Origin of the sequence: Streptomyces sp. ACA25 (assembly GCF_028200735.1) — a bacterium.
Lineage (GTDB): Bacteria > Actinomycetota > Actinomycetes > Streptomycetales > Streptomycetaceae > Streptomyces.
The window spans coordinates 36,380-58,660 of the sequence record NZ_JAQKPV010000018.1 but is presented as its reverse complement, the minus strand read 5'-3'; the positions used below and the strand labels follow the sequence as shown (position 1 = coordinate 58,660).

Below are 22,281 nucleotides of genomic sequence, written 5' to 3'. Positions count from 1 at the left end.
ATGGCGATAGCGCCGCGATAGTCCCGAGTTGCAGATCGGCAGCATGCTGTAAAGCGGCCGGCGGCGTGCGCCTCGGTCCCGTTCCGTGCCGAGTCCGGAGGGACGGACAGGGACGAGAGGACCTCGCGATGAATGGCCACGACCAGCGTCAGCTGCCGCCCAGCTCAGCCATCACGGCTGTCGGAGTCGACCACGTACGGTTGTCGTACCACTACCTCGACAGTGGCGATCTCGAGGGCTACGGCTCCTTACTGGACGAGAACATGCAGATGAAGCGCCCCGACGCGCCACCGGGGCGCGGGCGCGCGGAAGTGCTGCGCGGGCAGGTCGCGGCGAACCGCTCCCCGTTGCGGCACCACATCTTCAAGATCGTGGCGGACGGCGACAGCGTGGTGGCCATGGGTCACCTGACCGCCCGTGCCGACCGACGCGGAGAGCCGGCGGCGGGCCCGTCGGACTGCTTCCCGGCCGACCCGTCGGAAGGGCTGGCCTTCGTCGATGTCTTCACCCTCTCCGACGAGGGGATGCTGCTCGGCTGCCGACGCTTCTACTACACCGCCCCGGGCGCCCCGCACCCCCAGTAGCAGGGCGCCCGGCGGTGTTCCCCGTTGCCGACGCACCGGTCGGCCGGGGGAATCACCTGTGACTCGGCAGGGCCGGGGGCCATGCTGCTCTGTGCGGGCCGTTAGCTCAATTGGCAGAGCAGTGGACTTTCAATCCCGTTCTTGCGCGTAGACGCTCGGCGCGAGCCCTCGTGCGAAGTCCCGAGAGAATCGCTCTGACCTGCATGTTCGGTCAATCGGTTCGCAATTCCCGGCCGAGTTGGGGTGTGCTTCCGACTCACATGTGAGCCCGAGGTGAGCCCGGAGGGGCGTCCCCGGTGCCGGGGGAACTCGGTTGGCAACCTTGTCCGCGGGTTCGCGGTCGAGCTCGACGAGGAGCGACGTAGGCGAGGACCCGGCGGAACGCCTCGCTCACCTTCTCCGGGTGCAGCCACGATCCGTCGGTCTCCGTCCACACCTTCCCCGCCTCGTGCCAGACCTTCCCCTGTGCGAGGCGGGCGCGCTTCTGCTCCTGCCGGCGCTCCTGACGGCGCCGCAGGACGGCCACGCTGGCTTGGTCAAGTGAGATGGTGTCCGCGCTGCCCTCGGTCTTGGGCGGGCTCTCGTAGGGCTGCCAGCCGTCCTCGGCATCGGGCGAACGAACGGGTACGACCTGGCCAAGCGGGGCGCCTACCCCGTCCGTGTCCTGCGGCACGGCCGCCGGTACACCGTGTCGCGGTACGACCTGCACCGGCACCTCGGCGTTGTACAGGAAACGAACGTGCACAACCGAGGCGACGCGGCGTAACGTTGCCTCGTTCCCCAGTGGGGGGCGTGGTCAGCGATACGCCAAGCTCACAGGCCGTGCGCGCGCCCGCTATGCTGGGCGCAGCGGGCCGCTAGCTCAATTGGCAGAGCGACAGACTTTTAATCTGCGGGTTGTGGGTTCGAGTCCCACGCGGCCTACCGGAGTTGAGCCCCGTTCTCGTCGAGAACGGGGCTCAATGCTCAGATCCCGAGCTCACCGTGCGGCGGATCCTGGTCCATTCCACCGCGAACGCCGCAGGCCAGCGGGCCGCCCGGGACAAACGCCTGGCCAAGGCCACCGAGGACCTGAACAAACTCGCCTCGGCGGCCGGTGGACGGCACTACAGGACCGCCGAAAAGATCGTTGCCCGCGTCGGCGTGATCACTGCGAAGCGCCGCGTCACCTCCTGCCTGCGCTATGAGGTCACCGGGAACGAGACTGGCGTTCCCGCCCCGGACTGGCACTTCGATGAGGACGTCCCGACTGCCGAGGCCGCGGTCGACGGCTGGTACGCGCTGCTGACCTCGCTGCCCGCTGAGGAAGCCGACCCAGGCCAGGTCCTGATCCACTACAAGGGCCAAGGCGCGGTCGAGCGCCGCTACCACGACTTCAAGGGGCCGCTCGCGGTCGCGCCGGTCTTCGTCCAGCACAACCGGCGCGTCGCCGCCCTGATCCAGGTCATCTGCCTGGCCCTGCTGGTGTTCTGCCTGATCGAGCGGCAAGTCAGACGGGCCCTGGGGCCGGAACAGAGCATGGCCGGTCTCGACCCCGACAACCGTCGGGTCCGCCCCACCGGCCGCATGATCCTCTACCACCTCGGCGAACTCACCCTGCGAATCGGCCACATCACCGACCCGCCCACCGTCCAGATCACCCGTGGCGTCCAACTCCACCTCCTCGAACTCCTCGACACCGACATCGGACAACCCGCTGGCCACAGACCTGAAACGGCGACCCGCGAAGTCCGGGTCTGGAAAGCTGTTGGCGTGTGCCCCGACGGCCGGTGCAACGGCCGTCGGGGTGTGATGTCGTCGCGCTGTCGCCCGCTGGGCGAAGCGCTTGGGTCAGGACGTCAGCGACCGTTCCGCGATGTGGTCGAGTCGTTCGGCGAACACCTTCTCGGCGTCCGGGGTGATGGTCCGCAGGGCAACCATGCTCGTCAGGATGACGTCGCAGAGCTCTTTCTGTACGTCCTCCCACGTGTGGCTGGCGCCCTTGCGTGGGTTGGAGCGACTCACACCGTGGATCGCCTCGGCGACTTCGCCGGCCTCTTCGCTGATCTTGAGCACGCGCAGCAGCCGGGCGACCTCGGGTGTGGTCTCGGTCTCGGTGTCGAGCCACTGCACGAGGCGGTCGATGGTGGGCCAGAGGTGTTCCATGGGGTGTGCTCCGTAGTCGTGGCTGGGGATGTAGTTCGCTGGCACGGTGCGCCGGACGTTAGCAGCGGCCCGTTGGCGGGCATGGCCGGTGCGCGGGAGTGCGCGCGGTTCGGTCAGGTGGGTCCTGTGGTCGCTGAGGCATCGCCGGATGTCCGCGGGGGCGGCGAGGTCAGGGCGCCGCGGATCTGTTCGGCGGCTTGCTCAGGTGTGAGGGCGCCGTTGTCGAGAGTGAGGACGGCCACGCCCATGCCGCGGAGTGTGCGTGCGGCTTGCTGGTAGAGGTCGACCTCGCGGGCGGGTATGACGGGGTCGCGCTCGAATCGGTGGTGCGCGCCGCGCTCGCGCAGTCGGCTGGTGATGACTGCCGGTTCGGCGGTGAGGATGACGGCGAGGTCGGGCAGGATGATGTCGGCGTTCAGGTCGAGCAGGAAGGGCTCGGGGACGTCGTCGAGGCGCTGCACTACGAGGGTCGAGGCGAGGTACCGGTCGCAGAGCACGGTGTCGCCGCGGTCGAGGTGCGGCCGTAGCTCGTGACGGATGTGGTCGTAGCGGTCGGCGGCGACCAGGCAGGCGAGTGCGTGCCCGTGGACGCGGTCGGCGTTGGCGCGGGTGAACTGCCCGATGGGGCGAGTCGAGGGCTCGGTCGTCGTGTGCACGCTTTCGCCCTGTTCGCGCAGCAGGCCGGCGAGCGTGGCGAGGGTGGTGGACTTGCCGACCCCGCCGGGGCCGTCGAGGGTGATGAATCGTCCGGGGTGGGTCATGCGGCGGCTCCCACCTGGTTGCGCGCGTGCCAAGGCGGCTCATGCGGGGATCGGCGAGCACGTGCTGTGGCATCGCTTTGGCGTGGTGTCCCCCGACCATGAGGGCGATGTCATCGGCGAGGCCGGCGGCGATCTGCGCCGACAGTTCGTAGGTGGGGGCGAGCAGGTTCATACCGACCCACCGGGGACGGGCAGAGTCGACGAGCTCGCTCGTCCGGGTGATGCCGAGCCCGTGCGCCTCGGCATCGAGCACGCCCACGTTGAAGCCTGCCCGCTTCGCGTAGGTGGCGATGTAGGCCATGCCGAGCACGGGCAGGGTGTAGTCGTTGACGCGGGGGCGCTGGGCGTAGTCGCGTAAGGGTGCGTTGACGAACAGGGCATCGAGCGGGCGAGCCGGGTCAGCGCCGGCGATGAGGTCAGTCGGGCGGGGCGGTGTGTGCTGTTCGGACATGGCTTCCCCAGGTGAGTGCGAACAGGGTCAGGGTGTGCAGCCGGGTGCGGTCGTTGTCGGTCCAGCGCCGCCACTGAGCAGCGAACGCCCGGTCACCTTGCGGGAGCGTCAGGCCGGGGGCGGCGCGGCGGGCCCAGGTGCGCACGGCGAGGTCGCCGTGCGGGTAGACGGAGAAGTCGCCGGTGTAGTCGGCGACGGCGGCTGAAGCGGTCCACGGGCCGATGCGCTCGACCTCTTCGAGGGCTTTGACGAGGTCATCGGCCGGGAGCTGCTCCCACTCTTCGTGTCGCAGCGTGTATGCCGAGGCGGCGGCGCGCAGCGCGGTGCGGTGAAACTTGGTTCCGGTAGCGGCGAACGCTTCGTCGGGCAGGCCGAGCACGGTCGCGGGATCGGGGGCCAGGGACAAGGCTCCGGCCGGGGTCTCCAGCGGGCGGCCGTGGGTGGCAGACCAGCGGCGGTACACCTTCCGGGCCTGCTCGGCGCGCACGACCTGCCGCAGGACTGCCGTGGTGATCGCGTCCCACAGCCAGGGGTTCGGCACGCGGGCGACGGTGCCGAGCGTGGCGAGTTCGGCGACGAGTGGTGCCGCTTCGGCGTGTTCCGGTAGGTCGGTAGCGAAAGCGTGGCCGATCGACGGCGCCTCGACGGTGGTGTCGGTGAGCGGCTGGCGGTGCAGCTCGGCGCCGTCGCAGGAGATGAGCCAGGGCTCGCCCTGGTGCAGGACGACGCGCGCGGGCTGCTCGCCGGGGCCGGTAGCCCACGCGGGATGGTCGATGGTGAAGGCAGTTGTATGCATGTCCTCGAATCCAGCCGGTAGGGCACGTTCGTGCCGCGGGCGTCTCATGGTGCCGGTTGTGGATGAGGGCTGTGTGGCAGTTGGCGCGGGTCGGTCCGTCCGGCTGACGCGGAGCTGGCCCGCGGGCTGGTGGGGTCCGCGCCCCTGCCGAGGGGGTGAACGGGTGCGGGGGAGCCGTTCATATGGTCACCTCGGCAGGGGGCGGACGTCTGCGGGGCGTCGGTGCGCGGCCGGAGCGCGACGAGGTCGCGGAGGCGGCGCCCGAGCGGGGTTCGGGGGCGGCGGTGCCAGCCGTGGCCGCTGGTGCGCGGCTGCTCGGCGCCGCGGGGGAGGTGCAGCGGGACGCGGCGCCCGTCGGGCATGGTGGGGGCGTCGTCGGCGGCGTCGGTGTAGTCCCACACCATGTCGTTGAGCCGCGCGATACACCGTTCGCAGGCGTAGAGCGGGGCCTCGACGTGGCCGACGGCGATCACCGGGCCGAGCCACAGAACCGCGGTGTACCGGTGGTCGGGGCACAGCCAGCAGGGCCCGAAGTGCCAGGCGTTCCCGTCTCCGGTCGGGGCGGGGGCGGGGCGGCGGTCCCGGTACGAGGTGATCACGACATCCCTCCGATTCTCCCGTGGCCGGTGATGCCGAGCAGGAGACGGCCGGCCAGGGTGTAGATCTCGCACGCCTGGCAGCACGGTGGGTTGTAGGGGGCGGGGTTGGCGGTGTACGGCTCGCTGCGCGGGATGGCGTCTGCCGTCGTGGGGGTGTCTGCCGTGGCGCTCTCGGGGAAGCAGGCGAGAACGAAGTCGCCCTGCCGGACCGCGTCGGCGCGCGCGATGAGCGTCTCGCCGGCCTCGTCCCCGGCGAGGGGGAACAGGTTCTCGCGCGCGATTTCCTCGGCGCGTTCGGCGCTCACGGTGTACTTGCGGCGCCGGCGGACAGCAGCGTGGGTGGTGAGTGCCGGCTCGGCCGGTGCTCGGCCGCAGGGTGACGACGTGGGCCGGACCTCGCGCGGCGATCGCGCACGGAAGGTGTCCCCGAGCCCGGCGTCGTGCAGCAACGCCGTCACCCATCCGGTCGGCGCCAGCCCAGGCGGGCACACCCGCCACCGATGCATCGGTGATCTTGAGGTCGGTCATGGAGCCGACCCCGAAGCGGAGGCCGGGACGGTCGTTCTGTGCCACGGCGACCATCCCGGGGGAGCGGGCGCGTTTCCACGTCAGAAGCACCCGGTACAGGAGTGCCGGGGGACTTCACTGACCAGTTTCTTGAATGCCGGGCGACGGATCGGTGGATCGGACTATCCTGCGCCGGACAATCATTCGGTGAGTGACCGAGAACGGCGTGAGCGAGGGGGTATGCCCGTGCGGGCAGACACGGTTGACCTGAGGCGAATCTTCGGCAGGGACGTCCGGTATATGGTGCCCCTGTTCCAGCGGCCTTATGTATGGAATAGAGACGATAATTGGGCTGCCCTGTGGGAAGATATTCGCCGGGCCGTAGAACGTGTTGAGCGCGCAGCGGAAACCGGGGAGTCGCCGGCACCACACTTTCTCGGAGCCGTGGTGTTCGAGGAGATGCAGTATCCTTCGTCCAGCCTTGAAACTCGTCAAGTGATTGATGGGCAACAGCGACTCACTACGCTTCAGCTTTTTCTCTATGCCGTTCGTCGTTGTGCATCCGCGAGGTCACATGATCGAGCTGTGAGGTTGTTGAGCAAGTTTCTGGAGAACGATGAAGACTTATTCGACCGGGCCCGGAATCCGGATCACCTGTACAAGGTTTGGCCCACGAATGCGGACAGGGCGCAGTTCGCTGCAGTCATGACGGGAGCTTCGGATTCTCATTCCCAAATGGCCAGGGCGGTCAGGTACTTCGAGGTCGAAGTGGACAAATGGCTGGGTGATGCGACGCAGCCCTTGGAGCGTCTCAGCGCTCTTGTTCAGACGGCAAGGGAACAACTCCGACTCGTCATCATCGACCTGGAAGAGCACGATGATGCTCAGGTCGTGTTCGAGACACTGAACAGTCGTGGCACTCCACTTGAGCATGCCGACCTGGTCAAGAACTTGCTCTTCCGGGATGCTGAACACGCCGGCGCAGATGTGGACAAGCTCTACCGGGCGTACTGGGCGCCGTTCGACGAAAGCGAATGGCGGGTGGAGCAGACCACCGGGCGTATTACGCGAAGCCGTCTCGATGTTTTCCTGACGCATTGGCTCGTCATGCGGACACGTCGCGAATTTCACTCATCCGCACTTTTCAAGGAATTCGAACGCTGGCTGCGTGACGTCGATATTCCTACCGAACGGGTATTCGCCGAGCTGGCGAGGTACGCCGAGATCTATGATCGGTTGGACGAGGCGCCGTCGCATGGTGTGGAAGGCCGATTCCTGTATCGCATGAAGGTCATGCAGTCTTCGACGCAGATGCCGCTGCTGCTTTTTCTCTACGGGCTGGGGGATGATGTCCTGCCGCCATGGCGCAGGCAGCGGGCCATCAGGGCGGTGGACAGCTACATCATCAGGCGCGCCTCGCTCAACTTGAGTAATCGGGACTACAACCACGTCTTCCGTGAACTTGTCGCCGCGGCGGCACGCAATCCGACGCAAGCGGATGCGGAGGTCATTCGTGCCATCGAAGGTCTTCAGGGGCACCATCGTTACTGGCCCGCTGATTCTGAGTTCCGCTCCGCGCTGGAGGTGGACCCACTGTATGTGCGGTTGTATCGGCGCACCGCGCGGATTCTCCTGGAGGCTTTGGAGGATGAGCTGCGAACCGGGCACACGGAGCAGCTGACTGTACCGGCGGGTGAACACTTCGGGGCGAAGCTCACCATCGAGCATGTCATGCCACAGAGCTGGGAGGAGAACTGGCCTGTTCTGGTGGAGGACGAGAACGACGGATCGGAGCGCCATGAACTGGTGCACACACTGGGAAACCTGACTCTGGTCACCGGTCGTCTCAACCCGGCGCTCGGCAACATGGGATGGGAGGACAAGAAGCAATGGATCGGAGAACACAGCCTGCTTCGCCTCACCCACGGAACACTGCTCCGCAGGCCGCCGACAGCAACTATCGAGAACTGGGAAGACTCCTGGGACGAGCACCGCATTCGTGCGCGCGGCGCGTACCTTGCGTCGGTGGCTCTCTCGATCTGGCCGTCGGGTGAAGAACTGCTCGCCTCGGAGCCAGGCGGTGAGGCAGCCGCACGTTCGCCCGACCTGCGCGTCTCACCTGCGGCTGGATCCGGATCACCGCCGTAGGAGTGGCGTCCGTGCCCGGCTGCGGCAGCGTGCCGTCGACCTGCCTGCTCCCGACGTCCGGGCAGCCGTCGGGGACCGCCTGCGGCGGTGTGCCGGGGGTGCGTCGGGTCACAGAGGACCGCCCGGGCGCCCCGCGAGCCTGTCCGGCCTACCGGGCTGACGCTCAGGGTTGACGAGGGGCGGTGTCGCCGGCCGGACAGCGTCGGCCCGAGGCGGTCACCCGCACCCCTCCGGTTTGCTTGCATTGGGCATGCATGTATATATGTAGTTGTCCGAAGCAAGTTTTCCGGGGAGAGCAGTGGCTGCACGAAGCCAGTACGAGGAGCTCGCACGTCAGCTGCGTTGCATGGCGGCCATGCAGCGCGGCCTGGCACGCCTGCTGCCGCACGACTGTCCGGCCGGGCCCACCGCGGTGCTCGCTCTGCTGAAGCACCACGGGGAGATGCGGATGAACCGGCTCGCCGAGCTGCTCGGCGTCGACATGTCGGTGGCCAGCCGGCATGTGACGCATGTCGCGGAGCGCGGCTGGGTCGAGCGGAAGCCGGACCCGACGGACCGGCGCTCCCGTCTGCTGCGTCTCACCGGCGAGGGTGAGCAGGTACTGCGGATGATCTCCCGGCGGTACGTGGACACCCTCTCCACCGCGCTGAGCGGCTGGCCGGACGAGGAGGTCGGCCTGCTGGTGTCGCTGCTGGCCCGGATGCAGGCGGACGTGGGCCGGCGGCTCCCCGCCGACTGACCGCCCGCCGCGCCGCCTACCGCCACACCGCCCCGCAGGTGTGCCCGCCGAACGCCCGCGTGAAGGAGAGGAACCCGCATGGCCACGTCCCACCGGAGCGCTGTTCAGGGCGGCGGCGAACCCGGCACCGTCACCGGACCGGCCACCCCGATGACGCACCGCCAGATCATGAAGGCGCTCACCGGGTTGCTGCTCGGCATGTTCGTGGCAGTGCTGTCCTCGACCATCGTCACCAACGCGCTGCCGCAGATCATCTCCGAGCTGGGCGGCGGTCAGACCGCCTACACCTGGGTGATCACCTCCACGCTCCTCACCATGACGGTGTCCACCCCGCTGTGGGGCAAGCTCGCCGATCTCTTCAGCAAGAAGCTGCTCGTCCAGCTGGCGTTGGTGATCTTCGTGCTGGCATCGGCGGGCGCCGGTCTGGCTCCGGACGCCGGGACCCTGATCGCCTTCCGGGCCGTCCAGGGCCTGGGTATGGGCGGGCTGGCAGCCCTGGCCCAAGTGGTCATCGCCGCGATGATCGCTCCCCGGGAACGCGGCCGGTACAGCGGCTACCTCGGCTCGGTGTTCGCTGTGGCCACCGTCGGCGGACCGCTGCTCGGCGGCATCATCACGGACACCCCATGGCTCGGCTGGCGCTGGTGCTTCTACGTCGGCGTGCCGTTCGCCGTCGTGGCTCTGATAGTGCTGCAGAAGACCCTCGACCTGCCGGTCGTCAAGCGGCGGGTGCGGATCGACTGGACCGGCGCGTTCTTCATCGCCGCCGCCGCCTCGCTGCTCCTGATATGGGTTTCGCTGGCCGGCAGCGTCTTCGACTGGCTGTCCTGGACGTCCGTCCTGCTGATCGGCGGTGCGCTCCTCTCCGCCCTGGTCTTCCTGGTGGTCGAGTCCCGGGCCGCCGAGCCCGTCATGCCCCTGCGGCTGTTCCGCAACCGGACGATCCTGTTCACTTCCCTGGCGAGCCTGTTCGTCGGCGTCGGAATGTTCTCCTCCACGGTCTTCCTGAGCCAGTACTTCCAGCTGGCGCACTACAAGTCGCCGACGATGTCCGGGGTCCTGACCATCCCACTGGTCACCGCCATGTTCGTCGCGATGACCGGCAGCGGCATCCTGATCACCAGGACCGGCCGCTGGAAGATCTGGCTGCTGTCCGGTGGCGCGCTGATCACCGGGGGACTGGGCATGCTCGGCATGCTGCGGTCGGACACCCCCTACTGGTACACCGCACTCGGCATGACCGCCCTGGGACTCGGGCTCGGGATGCTGATGCAGAACCTCGTGCTGGCCGCCCAGAACCAGGCGGAGGACGGGGACCTGGGCGTCACCAGCTCAGTGGTCACCTTCTTCCGGTCGCTGGGCGGCGCGATCGGCGTCTCGGTGCTCGGTGCGGCGCTCGGCCACCGCATCGCCGCCTACTCGCGGGAGGGCATGGCCGCGCTCGGGGTTCCCGCGAACTCCGGGGGCGGTGACGCCATCCCGGATCTCAGTACGCTCCCGGCCCCGGTCCGCGCGGTGGTCGAGAACGCCTACGGGCACGGGATCGGGGACATCTACCTGTATGCGGCGCCGTTCGCCCTGCTGGCCCTCGTGATGATCATCTGCGTCAAGGAGGTACCGCTCAGGACCGCGCTGCCTCCCGTCCGGGCGCACGCGGCGGAGAGCGTCCCGGGCCCCGGGCCCCGCGAGGAGAAGGCGGTGAGCGGGACGGCTGCCGGGCGTTGACCGCCCCCGGACCGGGCGGGCCGCGAGCGCCACGGCTGACAGGCCGTCGCCGCCGGCGTCAAGGCCGTGTGGCGGGGTGCCGCAGGACCGGTACCGCGCGGAACCCGGGTGTCACCCACTCCCGTTCGGCGTCCTGGCGCCGGAGAATGGCAGGAACAAGCCACGAGGACCCAGGGTTATCACGCCATGTGTACTATCAGCTGCATACAGTCAGAAGCTTGTGGTCGGTTGTTGCCACGCGGTTGCCAGGTTGCAGTTTGCTGCCACCGGAGGTTTGGGATTCCCTCGGCTGCTGCTGCTGGAGCTCCGGGAATTCACTCTGTGTTGTGCGGAATGTGTATACCAGTCGTTGACTGGATCCCGACCAGCGAACTAATGTCTCCCCCCGGCAGTACCTGACGTTCTCACCGTCCGAAGCGCGTCGCTCCGGAGTCGCAATTTGCTGCCGAAGAAGGGGTGAGGTCAGAGATGCCCTTGCGTCCGGGTGGCCTTTTATTTAGCAGTGAACAACTGGCCTTGGCGTATCTGTCTTCGTGAGGGAATAGCAGTCAGGGGGAAGCATGGCGGGTGTGTCGCAGGCGGGCAGGAGCGCCGCCGACCGGCACGACGCGGTCGAGCAGTCGCTCCTTCAGGCTCGTGAGCTCATCGAACACACGGTCTCCCTCCACCGCAGCGGCCCGGAGCAGCGGTCACTCGCCCCGCTGCCCAGTGAGCAGGAGCCGGCCCTGGACCTGGTCCGGAAGGTCATCGACAGCGCCCAGTACTCCCTCACTTTTTCCACCCCGGTGAGCGTGGACGACTGCCCTTGCGCGGCAATCGTCCTTCCCGAGATGTGCAGGGCGAGCCGGCGCGGGGTGATGGTGCGGGTGCTGTGCTCCCACCGTGTGCTGGGCACAGAGGCCGTGTGGTCGCTGCTCGGGGCCGGCTCCGCATGCGACCTGCGGGTCTCCGGCGGGCAGGTGCAGCAGGCACTGATCGCCGACTGCCGGGTGGCGATCATGCGCAGTGAGGACGAGTACGCGCCGGGCGGTGGCGTGATCACGGAGGATCCGGCGACCGTCCGCACCCTGGACCTGCTGCTGGCCGGCGCCTGGAACGCGGCGCTGTCGCCCGTGGGCTACCAGCGCCTCAGCGAACAGCTGCGGAAGCCCCGCGCGCAGCGCGTGCTGCAACGGCTGCGTGCCGGTCAGACGGACGAGGCCGCGGCAGGGGAGCTGCAGGTGTCGCTCCGGACCTATCGGCGGCACGTGGCCGAGATCATGCGGGCCCTCGGAGCGGACTCCCGGTTTCAGGCCGGAGTGCGCGCGGTGGAGCTCGGCCTGTTGGATCCCGAATGAAACTGCCACAGTGAGCAAGACGGAAGGACACGGAGTGAGCGAGCTGCCCGAGGCGTTGGTGCCGGGGCCCTGTGCGGGCGAGACACCGGCCGACGAGGCAGCTGCCGGCGTGGAGACCCGGGACGAGCTGGAGCAGTCCTTGCTGGCGGTCCGCTCCCTGATAGAAGAGACCGTGGCCAAGCACCGCAGCCGGTTGTCCAGCCGTGCGCTCGTGACCGAGGTCCAGGTGGAGGGCAACGCACTCGTCACCGCGGCGGCCGACCTCATGGGGCAGGCCGGCAGCAGCATTGATGTGGTCCTCGCCTCGGAAGCCGCGCCCACCCGGGCGGTGCACTCGGCCCTGGCGGACCTGCTGGCGGACGAGGCCGGGGACGTCGACGTCCGGGTCCTGTGCAACCAGTCCACGCTGGAGTGGGGTCTGCTTCCCCACCGGGCACGGAGCGGGACCAGCGAGGTCCGCGTCGCCCGCGTGACCGCCCTGACCGCGGTGGTGGTGGACAACCGCGTCGCCTTGGTGAGCGCCGAGTCGGCGGCCGGCCGCCGGGCGTCCGTCATCCGGGCGCAGTCCGTCATCCAGACCCTCCGCACGCTGTTCTCCGGAGTGTGGCGGAACGCGGTGCTCGTGCCGGATCACCTCAGCTTCGGTGGGCGGGCCCGAGCGGAAACCACCCGGCGCATTCTGGAGAAGCTCCGGGGGGGCGTCACCGACGAGGTGGCGGCCCGGGACCTGTCGGTGTCGGTCCGTACCTACCGGCGCTACGTCGCTGAGATCATGACCATGCTCGGGGCCCGCTCCCGGTTCCAGGCCGGCGTGCGCGCCGCGGAGCTCGGGCTGCTCACCGGGCCGCAGCGCACGGCCACCGCCGGGGCAGCGCTGGAGCGGTAGACCGCGCCGGACGACCCGCTCCTGCCATGGTTGCCTCCCCGGACCAGCAGCTTGCTGCCGGGGCGTGGTACCGGAACCGGCGCGGCCCCGCAGCTGAATGCCACCCGAAATGGCTCACTCACCCCCGTTGCGCAGTTCCGGAACCGCCCCCGCGGCCCGGCGGAAGTGGAGCAATTGTGAACTCCGGGGAGTGCGATGGCCACTGTGTGTTTCCTCCGGAGGGCGATAGTTGCCGGGTTGGACGCTGCCGGGCCGGCCTCCACGGGGGCCGCTGATCGCCTTCGGGCCGGGCTATTGCGGGCGGGAGAGGCGTCGGCGCACGGTCGGCACCGGGGTGCGGGCGGGCCGCGAGTCTCTTTCCGGAGCAGTGTGCCGGCCCAGGCGGTCCGGCCCGTCCGGCAGCTTTCCGTCAGAGTGCTCAAGGCACAGTTCAGTCACTGAGTCTCCATATCGGTACTCGCGGTCCGAGTAATTCCGGCGCATAGCGCCCTTGGCGCCAAGCTGCCATATCCGTTGCGTACCGCGATTGCCCGCTGACAGGCTGGTCCGGGCCGGCCGTCCGGTGCCTGGCTGCCCGCGGTGGCGCGGACTGCCGCACACCGGGGGCCGTTTGTCCTGTCAACGCGGACCCCGCGGAGCCTCGCGGGTGCCGCCGGACCCGACCGATGGGGGAGCGGAGCGGAATGAGACGGTGATCCCTCTGTTCCTGTCCCTGTCCCCGCTTCACCCGTGTACGCGGCATGCCCGTGCGTGCACTTCTGCCGGAAGCGTGCGAAGGGAAGTCCCGCACAGCCTCCGTCGTTTTCCGGAGCAGCGGTTACCAGTTCGAAGGAATGCGCGCACGGAGGTCAAGGATGAGTGAGAGTCCGGAATCCTATTCATTCAAACTTCGGGGGAATACTTCCCCTGAATTGCCGGAACCCGGGTTCGCCTGCGATCGCTGGGTCGAACTTCTTGCTGACTATATTGAGGCAATTACTGCCCCACCGGCAATGGAGGAGGCGGGGCAGGTGACCGCTACCGAGGGCTGCCGCTGCTCGGGTGGATGAGGTCCCTCCCCCCCCGCGCACGTTCTCCCGCCCGGTGCGTCGGGAGGGAGAACGCCGGCCCGTGGGTCCAGCCCACTGCTCCCTGGCGGTGTCCGTCGGCCGGGGCAGGAGCCGGGTGCGGCAGCGGTGCCGGGTGCGGCTCATCTGAGCGGGATCACCGACGGGGGCCGCTTCCGACTCCGCTGGCTGACGCGCGTAGCATGAGACGCTGCCGTGCCCGTCCGCCGGGCGGCCGGAGTCGCCCCGCGGCCGGCGATGCGCCGTACGGCCCGGGTCCGGCACAGGGCTGACCCGCGCGCCCGCGCCGGAGGCCACGGGGGCGCCGGGTGCCCGGTCCCGGTGGGGCGGCAGGGTCCGCGCGCCGCCGCCCTCCGCCACCGACGGCCGGCTGTTCGGCGCCCCCTGCGTCTCGGTCCGCCGTTATTTAACGATTCCGTAGCACGGGGCGTACTGGCCGGTTCTCCCGTCCAGTTGAGCTTTTCCTGAGGTTCTTTTTCCCCCGGTGGCACCTAGCTGTCACGCCGGGTCTCAAGGGTGGCTGCAAACGGACCGCCAGAACTACCTTGTAGCCAACAATGCTGGTTGAGCATTCACCCACAAGGCGAATTTCGGCGAGGTTGGGTCGTGACGGAAACCGTGAGCGGTGTGGGCTTGGACAAGCGATCCGAGCTCGTCTATCGAAAGCTACTGCAGGGGCCGCGGTCGAGGCCGGAGGAGCTGAGCCGGGAACTCGGCCGGCCGAAGAGCGACATTGTCGAGATCATCAACGGGCTGCGGGCCGACGGGCTGGTCACCGGCTCCGGCGATGACGCGGGAGCCGTGCGGGCCGTCGAGCCCTGCGTCGCGCTCCCGACGCTGCTGGCCAAGCGGATGCGCCAGGCCGGCGCGGTGCAGCCCGGTCCCGTGGAGGTCGAGCGTTTCATCGCGCTCCACGAGCGGGCCGTCGAACGACTCGATCCGCGGAACAGCGGGGACGGGCGGGACCAGATCACCGCTCTCATCGAGCGGATGATCATCAAGGTGGAGCACGCGGTCACCTTCCTCCTTCCGGGGGACCGGGGCGGCGGCATGGACGGCGCCTTCGAGCTCTCGCGGCCGATCGCCGACATGGCGATGCGCCGGGGTGCCGCCGTCCGGTCGGTGTGGGCGCCCTCGGTGTTCCAGTCACCGCCGGCCGCCGCCCACGCGCAGTGGCTGGCGGAGCAGGGCGCACCGCCGCGTTCGGTGGATCCGGTGCCGGTGCGGGGCATGATCATGGACGGTGTGGTCGCGGTCCTGGCCGACGGTGAGGACCGGGTCCGGGTCGTCCGCGCACCCGAGGAGCTGAAGCGGCTCACCGCGCTCACGGACCGCCTGTGGGACCGCGGGGTGGTGGCACGCCACACGGCGAACCGTGCCGCCTGCGCGAAGATCACCCGGCGCCCGCGCTCGGAGATCGTGCTGCGGCTGCTGGCCGAAGGCCTGACGGACGAGGCCATCGCGCGGCGGCTCGGCTGCAGTGTCCGGACGGTCCGCAACGACATCGCCTCCGCGATGAACGCGCTGCACGCCCGCAGCCGTTTCCAGGCAGGGGTCCGGGCGATGCAGGTCGGGCTCATCTGACAGCGGCAACTCATACGTCCGGCCGGTCGTGCGGTGCTCCACAGGTCTCCCCCTTCAGCTCCGCGGCTCTCGCCTTCAGCCGACCGGCCGGGTAGCGGGCCCGTCCCGCCCGTCCGTCCGGGCCGCCACTGCGGCCCGGACGGACCGGTTTCCCGCCGTGGTTCCCCTCGACGCGTCGCTCGACTCGCCCCGGTGCGCCGATCGCGGCAGATTGGGACCGTGCACCGATCCGAGTCCGGCCTTCGCGGCGGGTACCGCGGCCTCGTCCGCTGGCTGCCCGCCGTACTGCTCGTGCTCGGGGTGGCCATCGACCTGGTGAGTTCCGCGCACATCACCTTCACCCCGCTGTTCGTGGCCGTGCCACTGGTCGCCGCCCCGCTGCGGACCTTCCGGGTCACCGCCGCCTACGGCGTCGCCGCGACCGTCGCCGTCACCCTGCTGATCCTCTTCTGGGACCGCCCCGGCCGGGCGGAGGGCCTCATGACGGTCACCACCACGGCCCTCATCTCGGTGCTCGCCCTGGTACTCAACCGGACGGTGACCCGGCGGCGCGAGGAGGCGGCCTCCGCCCGGAGCACCGCCGAGGCGGTGCAGCGGGCCGTGGTGCCCGCGCTGCCGGCCCGGGCCGGTCCGCTGCGCGTGGCCGCCCGGTACGAGGCCGCCGAGGTGGATGTGCTCGTCGGCGGTGACTTCCACGCGGTGCTGGACACCCCGTACGGGCCCCGGATGCTCATCGGGGACGTCCGGGGCAAAGGGCTCCAGTCGATCGAGGAAGTGGTGCTGCTGCTCGGCGTCTTCCGGGAAGCCGCGGACACCGAGGCGCGGCTGGAGCGGATCGCGGCACGCCTGGACGCCGCTCTGAGCCGGCAGAAGCGCAGCCGGGACGGGCCGGCCCGGCTCGAGGGCTTCGCCACGGCGGTGCTGGCCGAGGTTCCCGCCGACGCGCCGGGAGAGCTGCGCCTCGTCAACCGCGGCCACCCCGCGCCCCTGCTGCTGCGGCCGGACGGCTCGGTGCGCAGCCTCGAACCGACCGACTTCGCGCTTCCGCTCGGTCTCACCGGGCTCGGCACCGAGCTGGACCGGCCGGACACCGAGCCGTTCCCGGCAGGTGCCCACCTGGTGCTGTACACGGACGGGGTCAGCGAGACGCGGGACGCCCGGGGCGAGTTCTACGACCCGGCCCGCGGACTGCGCGGCCGGCATTTCGCCGCACCGGAACAGCTGGTCGAGCACCTCATCGCGGATGTCAGCGCCTACTCCGGGGGAGGGGTCCACGACGACATGGTGATCATGGCCGTGCAGCGCCCCCCGGAGGACCCGGAGGACACCGAGCCGGGAAGTGCGCGGGCGGGACGGGAGCCGGTGAGTGCCCCGCATCCCCTCGAGGATGACCGAGGGTAAGCGGAAGGAGGCGCTCCGCATAACGATTGACGCAGTGTCAGTTTTGGATGTTGAGTCGACGGGTACAAAATTCGTCTGTTTTGCCAGGTTTGAAGCGCAAATGGCCTGGTCAAGTGTTGCCTATTTTTGGCGCAGCCACTTGGAATCCCAGGGTCAAGTCTATTAACGTTCGATAACAGCAGCGCGGGCGTCACTGCCGTCACAAGGGCGGCGCCGTGCTGCATCGCCGAATCCGCCACGTGCGGCATCTCAGCACCAAGGAACCGGGGACCCACTCATTGGGGTGAATCGGACAGCTGGCAGCCTGTCAGTCGTCCGTAGGAGACCTTCCTGCTCCGAACCCGTCAGCTAACCCGGTAGGCGATAAGGAAGGAAAGGAGAGCGCCCCCGTGGCGTCACAGCGGTATGCCTCCGGCGAGGGTTCGACCGACCTCTACGAGCCCTACGGACCCCCGGAGCCGGCCGAAGCGTACGGAACGTACGAGCCGTACGGAATGTACGGAGCCGGTGAGCAGGTGGTCTTCGGACCGGAACAGCCCGCCGAGGACACCTACGGGGAGTGGAACCCGAGCGCGGACACGGTCCGCCCGGTCCGGGGCAAGCACCGGGTGAGCCGGCAGCGCGGCGGGACCATCGCCCGCAGCCGGGCCGTTCTGGGCGTGGGTGTGATCGCAGCCGTCGGCGCGGGCGGCATGACCTCGGCCAACGAGGACGCGACCGCCGTCCCCGGCGTGGGTGCCGCGGCCGACAAGGTCAAGTCCATCCCCGACCACGTGCCCGGTCTGAACACCCTCCTCGGCAACTCCTCCGGCGACCACGTCATCACCGCCGCTCCCCTCACCGCGGCCGGCCTCACGGTCAGCGACAGCCCCGGCGTCACCCAGGCCTCGCACGCCACCACCGGCGACGCGGGTGAAGCCCTCCGCTCCCGCCTGCTCCAGCAGGCCGAGCGCCAGGAGAACCGCCAGGAGGCCGAGGAGCGGGCCGAGGCGCTCGACGCCGCCGAACAGGCCGCCGCCGAACAGGCCGCCGCCACCGCCGCCGCCGAGAAGGCCGAGGCCGAGCGGATCGAGGAAGAGCGCAAGCGCAAGGCCGAGGAAGAGCGGCTGCGCAAGGAGGAAGAGGAGCGGATCCGCAAGCTGCGCGCCAGCTTCATCTCTCCCCTCAGCGACTACCGCATCACCGCCAACTTCGGTGACAGCGGGACCATGTGGAGCAACAACCACACCGGCACCGACCTCTCGGCCCCCTCCGGCACCCCGGTGAAGGCCGTGCACACCGGGGTCGTCAAGGAAGCCGCCTGGGCCGGTTCCTACGGCTACCGCGTCATCGTCGAGCTCGAGGACGGCACCGAGGTCTCCTACTCCCACCTCTCGACGATGCTGAAGTCCGCCGGTGACGAGGTCGTCACCGGAGACGTCATCGCCCGGGTGGGCTCCACCGGCAACTCCTCCGGACCGCACCTCCACCTGGAGGTCCGCCCCGGTGGCGGCGCCGCCGTCGACCCGCTGGCCTGGCTGCGCGGCAAGGGCGTCTCCATCTGACCCGCAGCGCCCCCCGACTGCCCCGCCCCGGAAACCGGCTGACCGCCGGCCGGGGCGGGCGATGGCCTCCTTGGTCGCCGGGGTATCCGGTACCGACGGCAACGAGCCGCCGGCCGAAGATCAATCAGCGTCAAGGCTTTCGAGTCTGCCGGGCGCACAAGAGATTCAAGCCTGGACGAAGCCCCGCAAGCGACTGGCGATCTCCGGATTCGGCACGTGCGATTGGGCCACTGCCAGCACGAACTCTTCAGCTGCGTCCTCGTCCAGCGGCTCCTTCAACGGGTGTCCGTTGATGTCCAGGAAGACGATGGCCGATGCCCACCCGGTGCGCTTGTTCCCGTCCACCAGGCTGTGGTTGCTGGAGAGGGAGTGCAGCAGCGCAGCCGCCTTCTCGAAGACGGCCGGGTAGGCATCTTCGCCGAACACAGAGGACTGGGGACGTGCCACGGCGCTTTGCAGAAGGCCCCAGTCGCGTACACCGACGCGACCACCAAGTGTGATCTCCGCGATCTGAATGACGTCGTTGGCGTCCAGGTACTCGGTTATGTCGAGAGCCCCTTACTTGGTGGCGAGGCGCTTGTTCAGGCCTGCGGAGACGCGGGCAGTCCTGATGGCTGCCGCGGTCACCTTGCGCCGGTGGACCTCGGCCAAGATGGCATCGTGTGCCAGGGCCTTCAAGCTGACGTCCTCCTTTGCTGCCTGGTCGCGGAGCGTGGCCATCTCCTCCTCAGTGAAGGTGACGTTCAGTGCAGGCATGATCAACTCCCGTCCGGTACCTATTTTGGTACCAGGGTAGCACCGGGAGAGCCCTCAGCCTGCGCGTCTCGTCCAGGAGCCTGTTGCATCATGATCGGCAAGAGCGAGAGTCCCCCTCTGAGCTGCAACGATGAGGATTCGTACCAGGGGGAAGGCGCGACGGAACTCCGCCAGGACACCCAGGCGCCCCGTCCCGGTCGGCGCCCTCGCCCCCGCCCGCCCCGGAAACCGGCCGACCGCCGGCCGGGGCGGGAATGCGTGAGGGGCCCGGGGAGGTTGCCCCGGGGCGGACCGTGCCGCTCCGGGACGCGGTCACCCAACACGTCAGGTGCATGCCTTGGTATCCAGCAGCGCGGCCACGCGCGCCGAGAACATCCTCGTCCGCCCCTTCTCCCTGGGCAGCCTCACGCTCCGGAACCGGATCGCGATGGCGCCGATGACCCGCGAGTTCTCCCCCGGCGGCGTGCCGGGCGCGGACGTCGCGGAGTACTACGCGCGCCGGGCCGCCGGGGGAGTCGGCCTGATCATCACCGAGGGCACCTACGTCGACCACGACTCGGCCGGCACCAGCGACCGGGTCCCCCGGTTCTACGGCGAGGACGCGCTCCAGGGCTGGACCGAGGTGGCGGACGCCGTCCACCGGGCGGGCGGGAAGATCGTGCCGCAGCTCTGGCACGTCGGGATGAACCGCGCCGCCGGCGCACCGCCGGTCCCGGACGCACCACGGGTCGGCCCCTCGGGGATACCGCTGACCGGGTCGGAGCAGGGCCGGACCATGACCCTGTCGGACATCGACGACGTGATCGGCGCCTTCGCCGCCGGAGCCGCCGCCGCAGAGGCCCACGGCTTCGACGGTGTGGAACTGCACGGCGCGCACGGTTATCTGATCGACCAGTTCCTCTGGGCACACACGAACCGGCGCACCGACGCCTACGGCGGTGACCTCGCGTCCCGGGTACGGTTCGCGGCGGACATCGTGTCCGCCTGCCGCCGCGCGGTGTCTCCCGAGTTCCCGATCATCTTCCGCACGTCCCAGTGGAAGATCGGCGGCTACGACGCGAAGATCGCCGAGTCGCCCCAGGAACTCGAAGCCGTCCTCACCCTGCTCGCCGACGCCGGAGCCGACGCCTTCCACTGCTCCACCCGCCGCTACTGGCTGCCGGAGTTCGAGCGCTCGGACCTCAACTACGCGGGCTGGGCGAAGAAGCTCTCCGGCAAGCCCGCCATCAGCGTCGGTTCCGTCGGCCTCGACGGCGAGTTCATCAAGGCCTTCCGGGGAGAGGGAAGCGGCGTCGCCGCCATCGACGGCCTGCTGGATCGGCTGGAGCGGGAGGAGTTCGACCTCGTGGCGGTCGGCCGCGCTCTGCTCGGCGACCCCGACTGGGCCGCGAAGATCCTGACCGGACGCACCGGCGAGCTCAAGCACTTCGAATCCGCCGCCCTCGGCACCCTGTACTGAGCCGCGGCCGGGGAACCCTCCCGTAAGCCCCGGCCTCGCACCGCACGCCCCGCGCCCCGCCGTCCCCGTCCTGGGGCGGCGGGGCGGGGAACCACGGGCGCTCCCGGTGCGTCACAGCCTTCAGAACACCGTGGAACAACGGGTCCCTGCCGACGTATTCGGCAGCGAACGCCTGTGCCATACTCGCTCGCGGTCGCCGACCCTGGTGTCCACCGACGGGGGTATGCACATGTACGTGGTCATCGCTCTGCTGGTCGTCGCCGTGGCCGTGCTGGCCTGGCTGGCCCTGCGCAACCGGCAGGAGACCCAGTCGCCCGCCCTGCCGCCCGCCGACCCCTTCGCCCCCGGCGGTGACACCGCCGGTGACCCCCGCGCGCTGAAGGCCGGCGACATGGTGGAGTACCTCGGCGAGCGGCTGTTCGTCCGCGGCTCACTGCGCCTCACCGAGGGCGGCTTCACCTGGTCCGAGCACTTCCTCGACGCCATGGACGGCCCCGCCGGAACCCGCCGCTGGCTCTCCGTCGAAGAGGATCCCGACCTCGAGGTCATCCTCTGGACGGAACACGAGGACGACACCCTCACGCCCAGCGACAAGTCCCTCACCGTGGACGGCGTCACCTACCGCCGCACCGAGCACGGTATGGCCACCTACCGCTCCGAGGGCACCACCGGCCTCGACACCCAGGGCCAGGTCGAATACGCCGACTACGAAGGCCCCGGCGACCGCAGCCTGGCCTTCGAGCGCTTCGTCGGCGGCCAGGGCCGAGGCAAGTGGGAGGCCTCGCTCGGCGAACGCGTCCCGAACGGCACACTCGTCATCTATCCGAGCGGGGACGAGTGAATGCCGTACCGCTCGCGGTTCCCTATCTCGACACCGGCGCCCACCAGCTGTCCTTCGCCCTGGGGCTGCCGGCGCAGGAACCGCTCGCGGTAACCGACGTACCCCTGCCCGGCGGCGCGGGCACCGCCGAACTGCGCCTGCTCGGCGCCTCGCACCAGGTGTTCGCCGGGCCCGTACGGGAAACCGTCGCCTGCCTCCCCGGCCGGCCCGGCCCCCTGCCGGCCCGCTTCCGGGAGGACCTGGACGGCTGGGGCTACACCTTCACCTCCCACATCCACCGCTACCCGCCCGCCGCGTTCACCCGCCGGGTCGCCCGGCTGCGCGCCGCCCTCGACGACCGCCCCGGCTCGCTGTGCGGTGTCTTCCCCGGCTCCCCCGACGCGTTCACCGGCCTCACCACGCTCAGTGGCGGCGAGCCCGGCTGGTCCACCTGGCACACCTACCCGCAGACATGCGAGATCGTCACGACCCGCACCCGACTGGAGCTCCCATGAAGCGCTGGACGCTGACACTGACGGCCCTCCTGTCCGCGGTGCTGCTCGTCGGCTGCTCCTCCAGCGGCGGACAGGTCCCGCGCAGCTGGATCGCCGACACCTACGAACGCTCCGGCAGCGCCTACCTGGGCGAGGGGACTCCGGCGGTGGTGGCCGGGCAGATCGCCGACCACCGCAAACCGCGTTCCCGCCGCAGCAGCGGGGGCAACGTCTACCTGCGCTACCGCGACCACATCGTCCAGGTGAGCCCGGACCACCTCTCCGGTGCCCGGAAGAGCCGGATCGAGATCGAAACCTACGCCCGCGGCCACCAGCGGTGGAACACCCACGTGGGCAGCTACTGGCCCGCGCCCAGTTACGGAGGCGGCGGGGGCAGCGGCGGCAGCGGCTTCCGCGGCGGCGGCCCGGGCTCCGGCAAGTAGCAACCCCGCACCCGCCCCGTCCCCCGACCACCCCG

At 69.7% G+C, this 22,281-nt stretch carries 20 protein-coding genes, 1 tRNA gene, 2 pseudogenes and 1 riboswitch; of the genes and pseudogenes, 15 read left to right on the top strand and 8 right to left on the bottom strand.

Features of this window, described 5'->3' with window-relative positions; translation table 11 throughout:
- Positions 1–128: 128 nt before the first annotated feature.
- The 3 genes and pseudogenes from PJ985_RS21885 to PJ985_RS23495 form a co-directional block, all read left to right on the top strand.
- The gene (locus PJ985_RS21885; RefSeq protein WP_271685600.1) at positions 129–584 is read left to right on the top strand and encodes a nuclear transport factor 2 family protein; all 456 of its coding nucleotides are present in this window, start codon (positions 129–131) and stop codon (positions 582–584) included.
- Between the two features lie 851 nt (positions 585–1,435).
- Positions 1,436–1,508, top strand: a tRNA-Lys gene (locus PJ985_RS21880).
- Between the two features lie 60 nt (positions 1,509–1,568).
- A pseudogene (locus PJ985_RS23495) lies at positions 1,569–2,060 on the top strand (hypothetical protein); the annotation flags it as partial.
- Positions 2,061–2,414: 354 nt separating this feature from the next.
- Here the strand turns inward: PJ985_RS23495 and PJ985_RS21870 are convergent.
- The 6 genes and pseudogenes from PJ985_RS21870 to PJ985_RS21845 form a co-directional block, all read right to left on the bottom strand.
- The gene (locus tag PJ985_RS21870; RefSeq protein ID WP_271685612.1) at positions 2,415–2,729 is read right to left on the bottom strand and encodes a MazG-like family protein; all 315 of its coding nucleotides are present in this window, start codon (positions 2,727–2,729) and stop codon (positions 2,415–2,417) included.
- Positions 2,730–2,842: 113 nt separating this feature from the next.
- A complete protein-coding gene (gene tmk / locus PJ985_RS21865) occupies positions 2,843–3,490 on the bottom strand; it encodes a dTMP kinase (protein WP_271685598.1) in 648 nt (215 codons plus the stop codon).
- 64 nt (positions 3,491–3,554) lie between these two features.
- Positions 3,555–3,941, bottom strand: a pseudogene (locus PJ985_RS21860) (cobalamin-dependent protein); the annotation flags it as partial.
- Positions 3,907–4,737 (bottom strand): hypothetical protein, encoded by an 831-nt coding sequence (locus PJ985_RS21855; RefSeq protein ID WP_271685597.1) that lies wholly within the window; start codon positions 4,735–4,737, stop codon positions 3,907–3,909. The pseudogene PJ985_RS21860 and the gene PJ985_RS21855, both read right to left, overlap by 35 nt.
- Before the next feature lie 44 nt (positions 4,738–4,781).
- The gene (locus PJ985_RS21850; RefSeq protein ID WP_271685615.1) at positions 4,782–5,336 is read right to left on the bottom strand and encodes a hypothetical protein; all 555 of its coding nucleotides are present in this window, start codon (positions 5,334–5,336) and stop codon (positions 4,782–4,784) included.
- A complete protein-coding gene (locus PJ985_RS21845; RefSeq protein WP_271685614.1) occupies positions 5,333–5,641 on the bottom strand; it encodes a hypothetical protein in 309 nt (102 codons plus the stop codon). Before PJ985_RS21845 ends, PJ985_RS21850 begins: the two co-directional genes overlap by 4 nt.
- On the opposite strand from PJ985_RS21845, the gene PJ985_RS21835 reads away from it, so the two are divergent.
- The 8 genes from PJ985_RS21835 (at position 5,562) to PJ985_RS21800 (ending at position 18,274) form a co-directional block, all read left to right on the top strand.
- A complete protein-coding gene (locus PJ985_RS21835; protein ID WP_333909884.1) occupies positions 5,562–7,991 on the top strand; it encodes a DUF262 domain-containing protein in 2,430 nt (809 codons plus the stop codon). The genes PJ985_RS21845 and PJ985_RS21835 overlap by 80 nt on opposite strands.
- 298 nt (positions 7,992–8,289) lie before the next feature.
- Positions 8,290–8,730, top strand: coding sequence for a MarR family winged helix-turn-helix transcriptional regulator (locus tag PJ985_RS21830; protein WP_271685596.1), 441 nt, complete (start codon positions 8,290–8,292; stop codon positions 8,728–8,730).
- Positions 8,731–8,808: 78 nt separating this feature from the next.
- Positions 8,809–10,455 (top strand): MDR family MFS transporter, encoded by a 1,647-nt coding sequence (locus tag PJ985_RS21825; protein ID WP_271685595.1) that lies wholly within the window; start codon positions 8,809–8,811, stop codon positions 10,453–10,455.
- Between the two features lie 560 nt (positions 10,456–11,015).
- Positions 11,016–11,792, top strand: coding sequence for a helix-turn-helix transcriptional regulator (locus PJ985_RS21820; RefSeq protein WP_271685594.1), 777 nt, complete (start codon positions 11,016–11,018; stop codon positions 11,790–11,792).
- Between the two features lie 34 nt (positions 11,793–11,826).
- A complete protein-coding gene (locus tag PJ985_RS21815) occupies positions 11,827–12,678 on the top strand; it encodes a LuxR family transcriptional regulator (protein WP_271685593.1) in 852 nt (283 codons plus the stop codon).
- Positions 12,679–14,351: 1,673 nt separating this feature from the next.
- Positions 14,352–15,329, top strand: a complete 978-nt coding sequence (locus tag PJ985_RS21810; RefSeq protein WP_271685592.1) for a helix-turn-helix transcriptional regulator — start codon at positions 14,352–14,354, stop codon at positions 15,327–15,329.
- A 219-nt stretch (positions 15,330–15,548) separates the two neighbouring features.
- Entirely contained in the window at positions 15,549–16,730 is a 1,182-nt protein-coding gene (locus PJ985_RS21805) for a PP2C family protein-serine/threonine phosphatase (protein ID WP_271685591.1), read from the top strand.
- Between the two features lie 214 nt (positions 16,731–16,944).
- A riboswitch (cyclic di-AMP (ydaO/yuaA leader) is annotated at positions 16,945–17,108 on the top strand.
- 116 nt (positions 17,109–17,224) lie between these two features.
- Entirely contained in the window at positions 17,225–18,274 is a 1,050-nt protein-coding gene (locus PJ985_RS21800) for a M23 family metallopeptidase (protein ID WP_443033564.1), read from the top strand.
- Positions 18,275–18,439: 165 nt separating this feature from the next.
- Here the strand turns inward: PJ985_RS21800 and PJ985_RS21795 are convergent, their stop codons facing one another.
- A complete protein-coding gene (locus PJ985_RS21795) occupies positions 18,440–18,808 on the bottom strand; it encodes a type II toxin-antitoxin system death-on-curing family toxin (protein WP_271685610.1) in 369 nt (122 codons plus the stop codon).
- Positions 18,809–18,832: 24 nt separating this feature from the next.
- Positions 18,833–19,030 carry a hypothetical protein gene (locus PJ985_RS21790; protein WP_271685589.1) on the bottom strand — a complete coding sequence of 66 codons (198 nt, stop codon included), beginning with the start codon at positions 19,028–19,030 and terminating at the stop codon, positions 18,833–18,835.
- Positions 19,031–19,367: 337 nt separating this feature from the next.
- Between PJ985_RS21790 and PJ985_RS21785 the strand changes: the two genes are divergently transcribed.
- The 4 genes from PJ985_RS21785 (at position 19,368) to PJ985_RS21770 (ending at position 22,246) form a co-directional block, all read left to right on the top strand.
- Entirely contained in the window at positions 19,368–20,489 is a 1,122-nt protein-coding gene (locus PJ985_RS21785; protein WP_271685588.1) for an NADH:flavin oxidoreductase, read from the top strand.
- Positions 20,490–20,712: 223 nt separating this feature from the next.
- Positions 20,713–21,330, top strand: a complete 618-nt coding sequence (locus tag PJ985_RS21780) for a DUF4178 domain-containing protein (RefSeq protein ID WP_271685587.1) — start codon at positions 20,713–20,715, stop codon at positions 21,328–21,330.
- Positions 21,327–21,824: a DUF2617 family protein gene (locus PJ985_RS21775; RefSeq protein ID WP_271685586.1), complete on the top strand. Its 498-nt coding sequence runs from the start codon at positions 21,327–21,329 to the stop codon at positions 21,822–21,824. The genes PJ985_RS21780 and PJ985_RS21775 overlap by 4 nt, the downstream gene beginning before the upstream one ends.
- Positions 21,821–22,246, top strand: a complete 426-nt coding sequence (locus tag PJ985_RS21770; protein WP_271685585.1) for a DUF4247 domain-containing protein — start codon at positions 21,821–21,823, stop codon at positions 22,244–22,246. Before PJ985_RS21775 ends, PJ985_RS21770 begins: the two co-directional genes overlap by 4 nt.
- Positions 22,247–22,281: the final 35 nt, after the last annotated feature.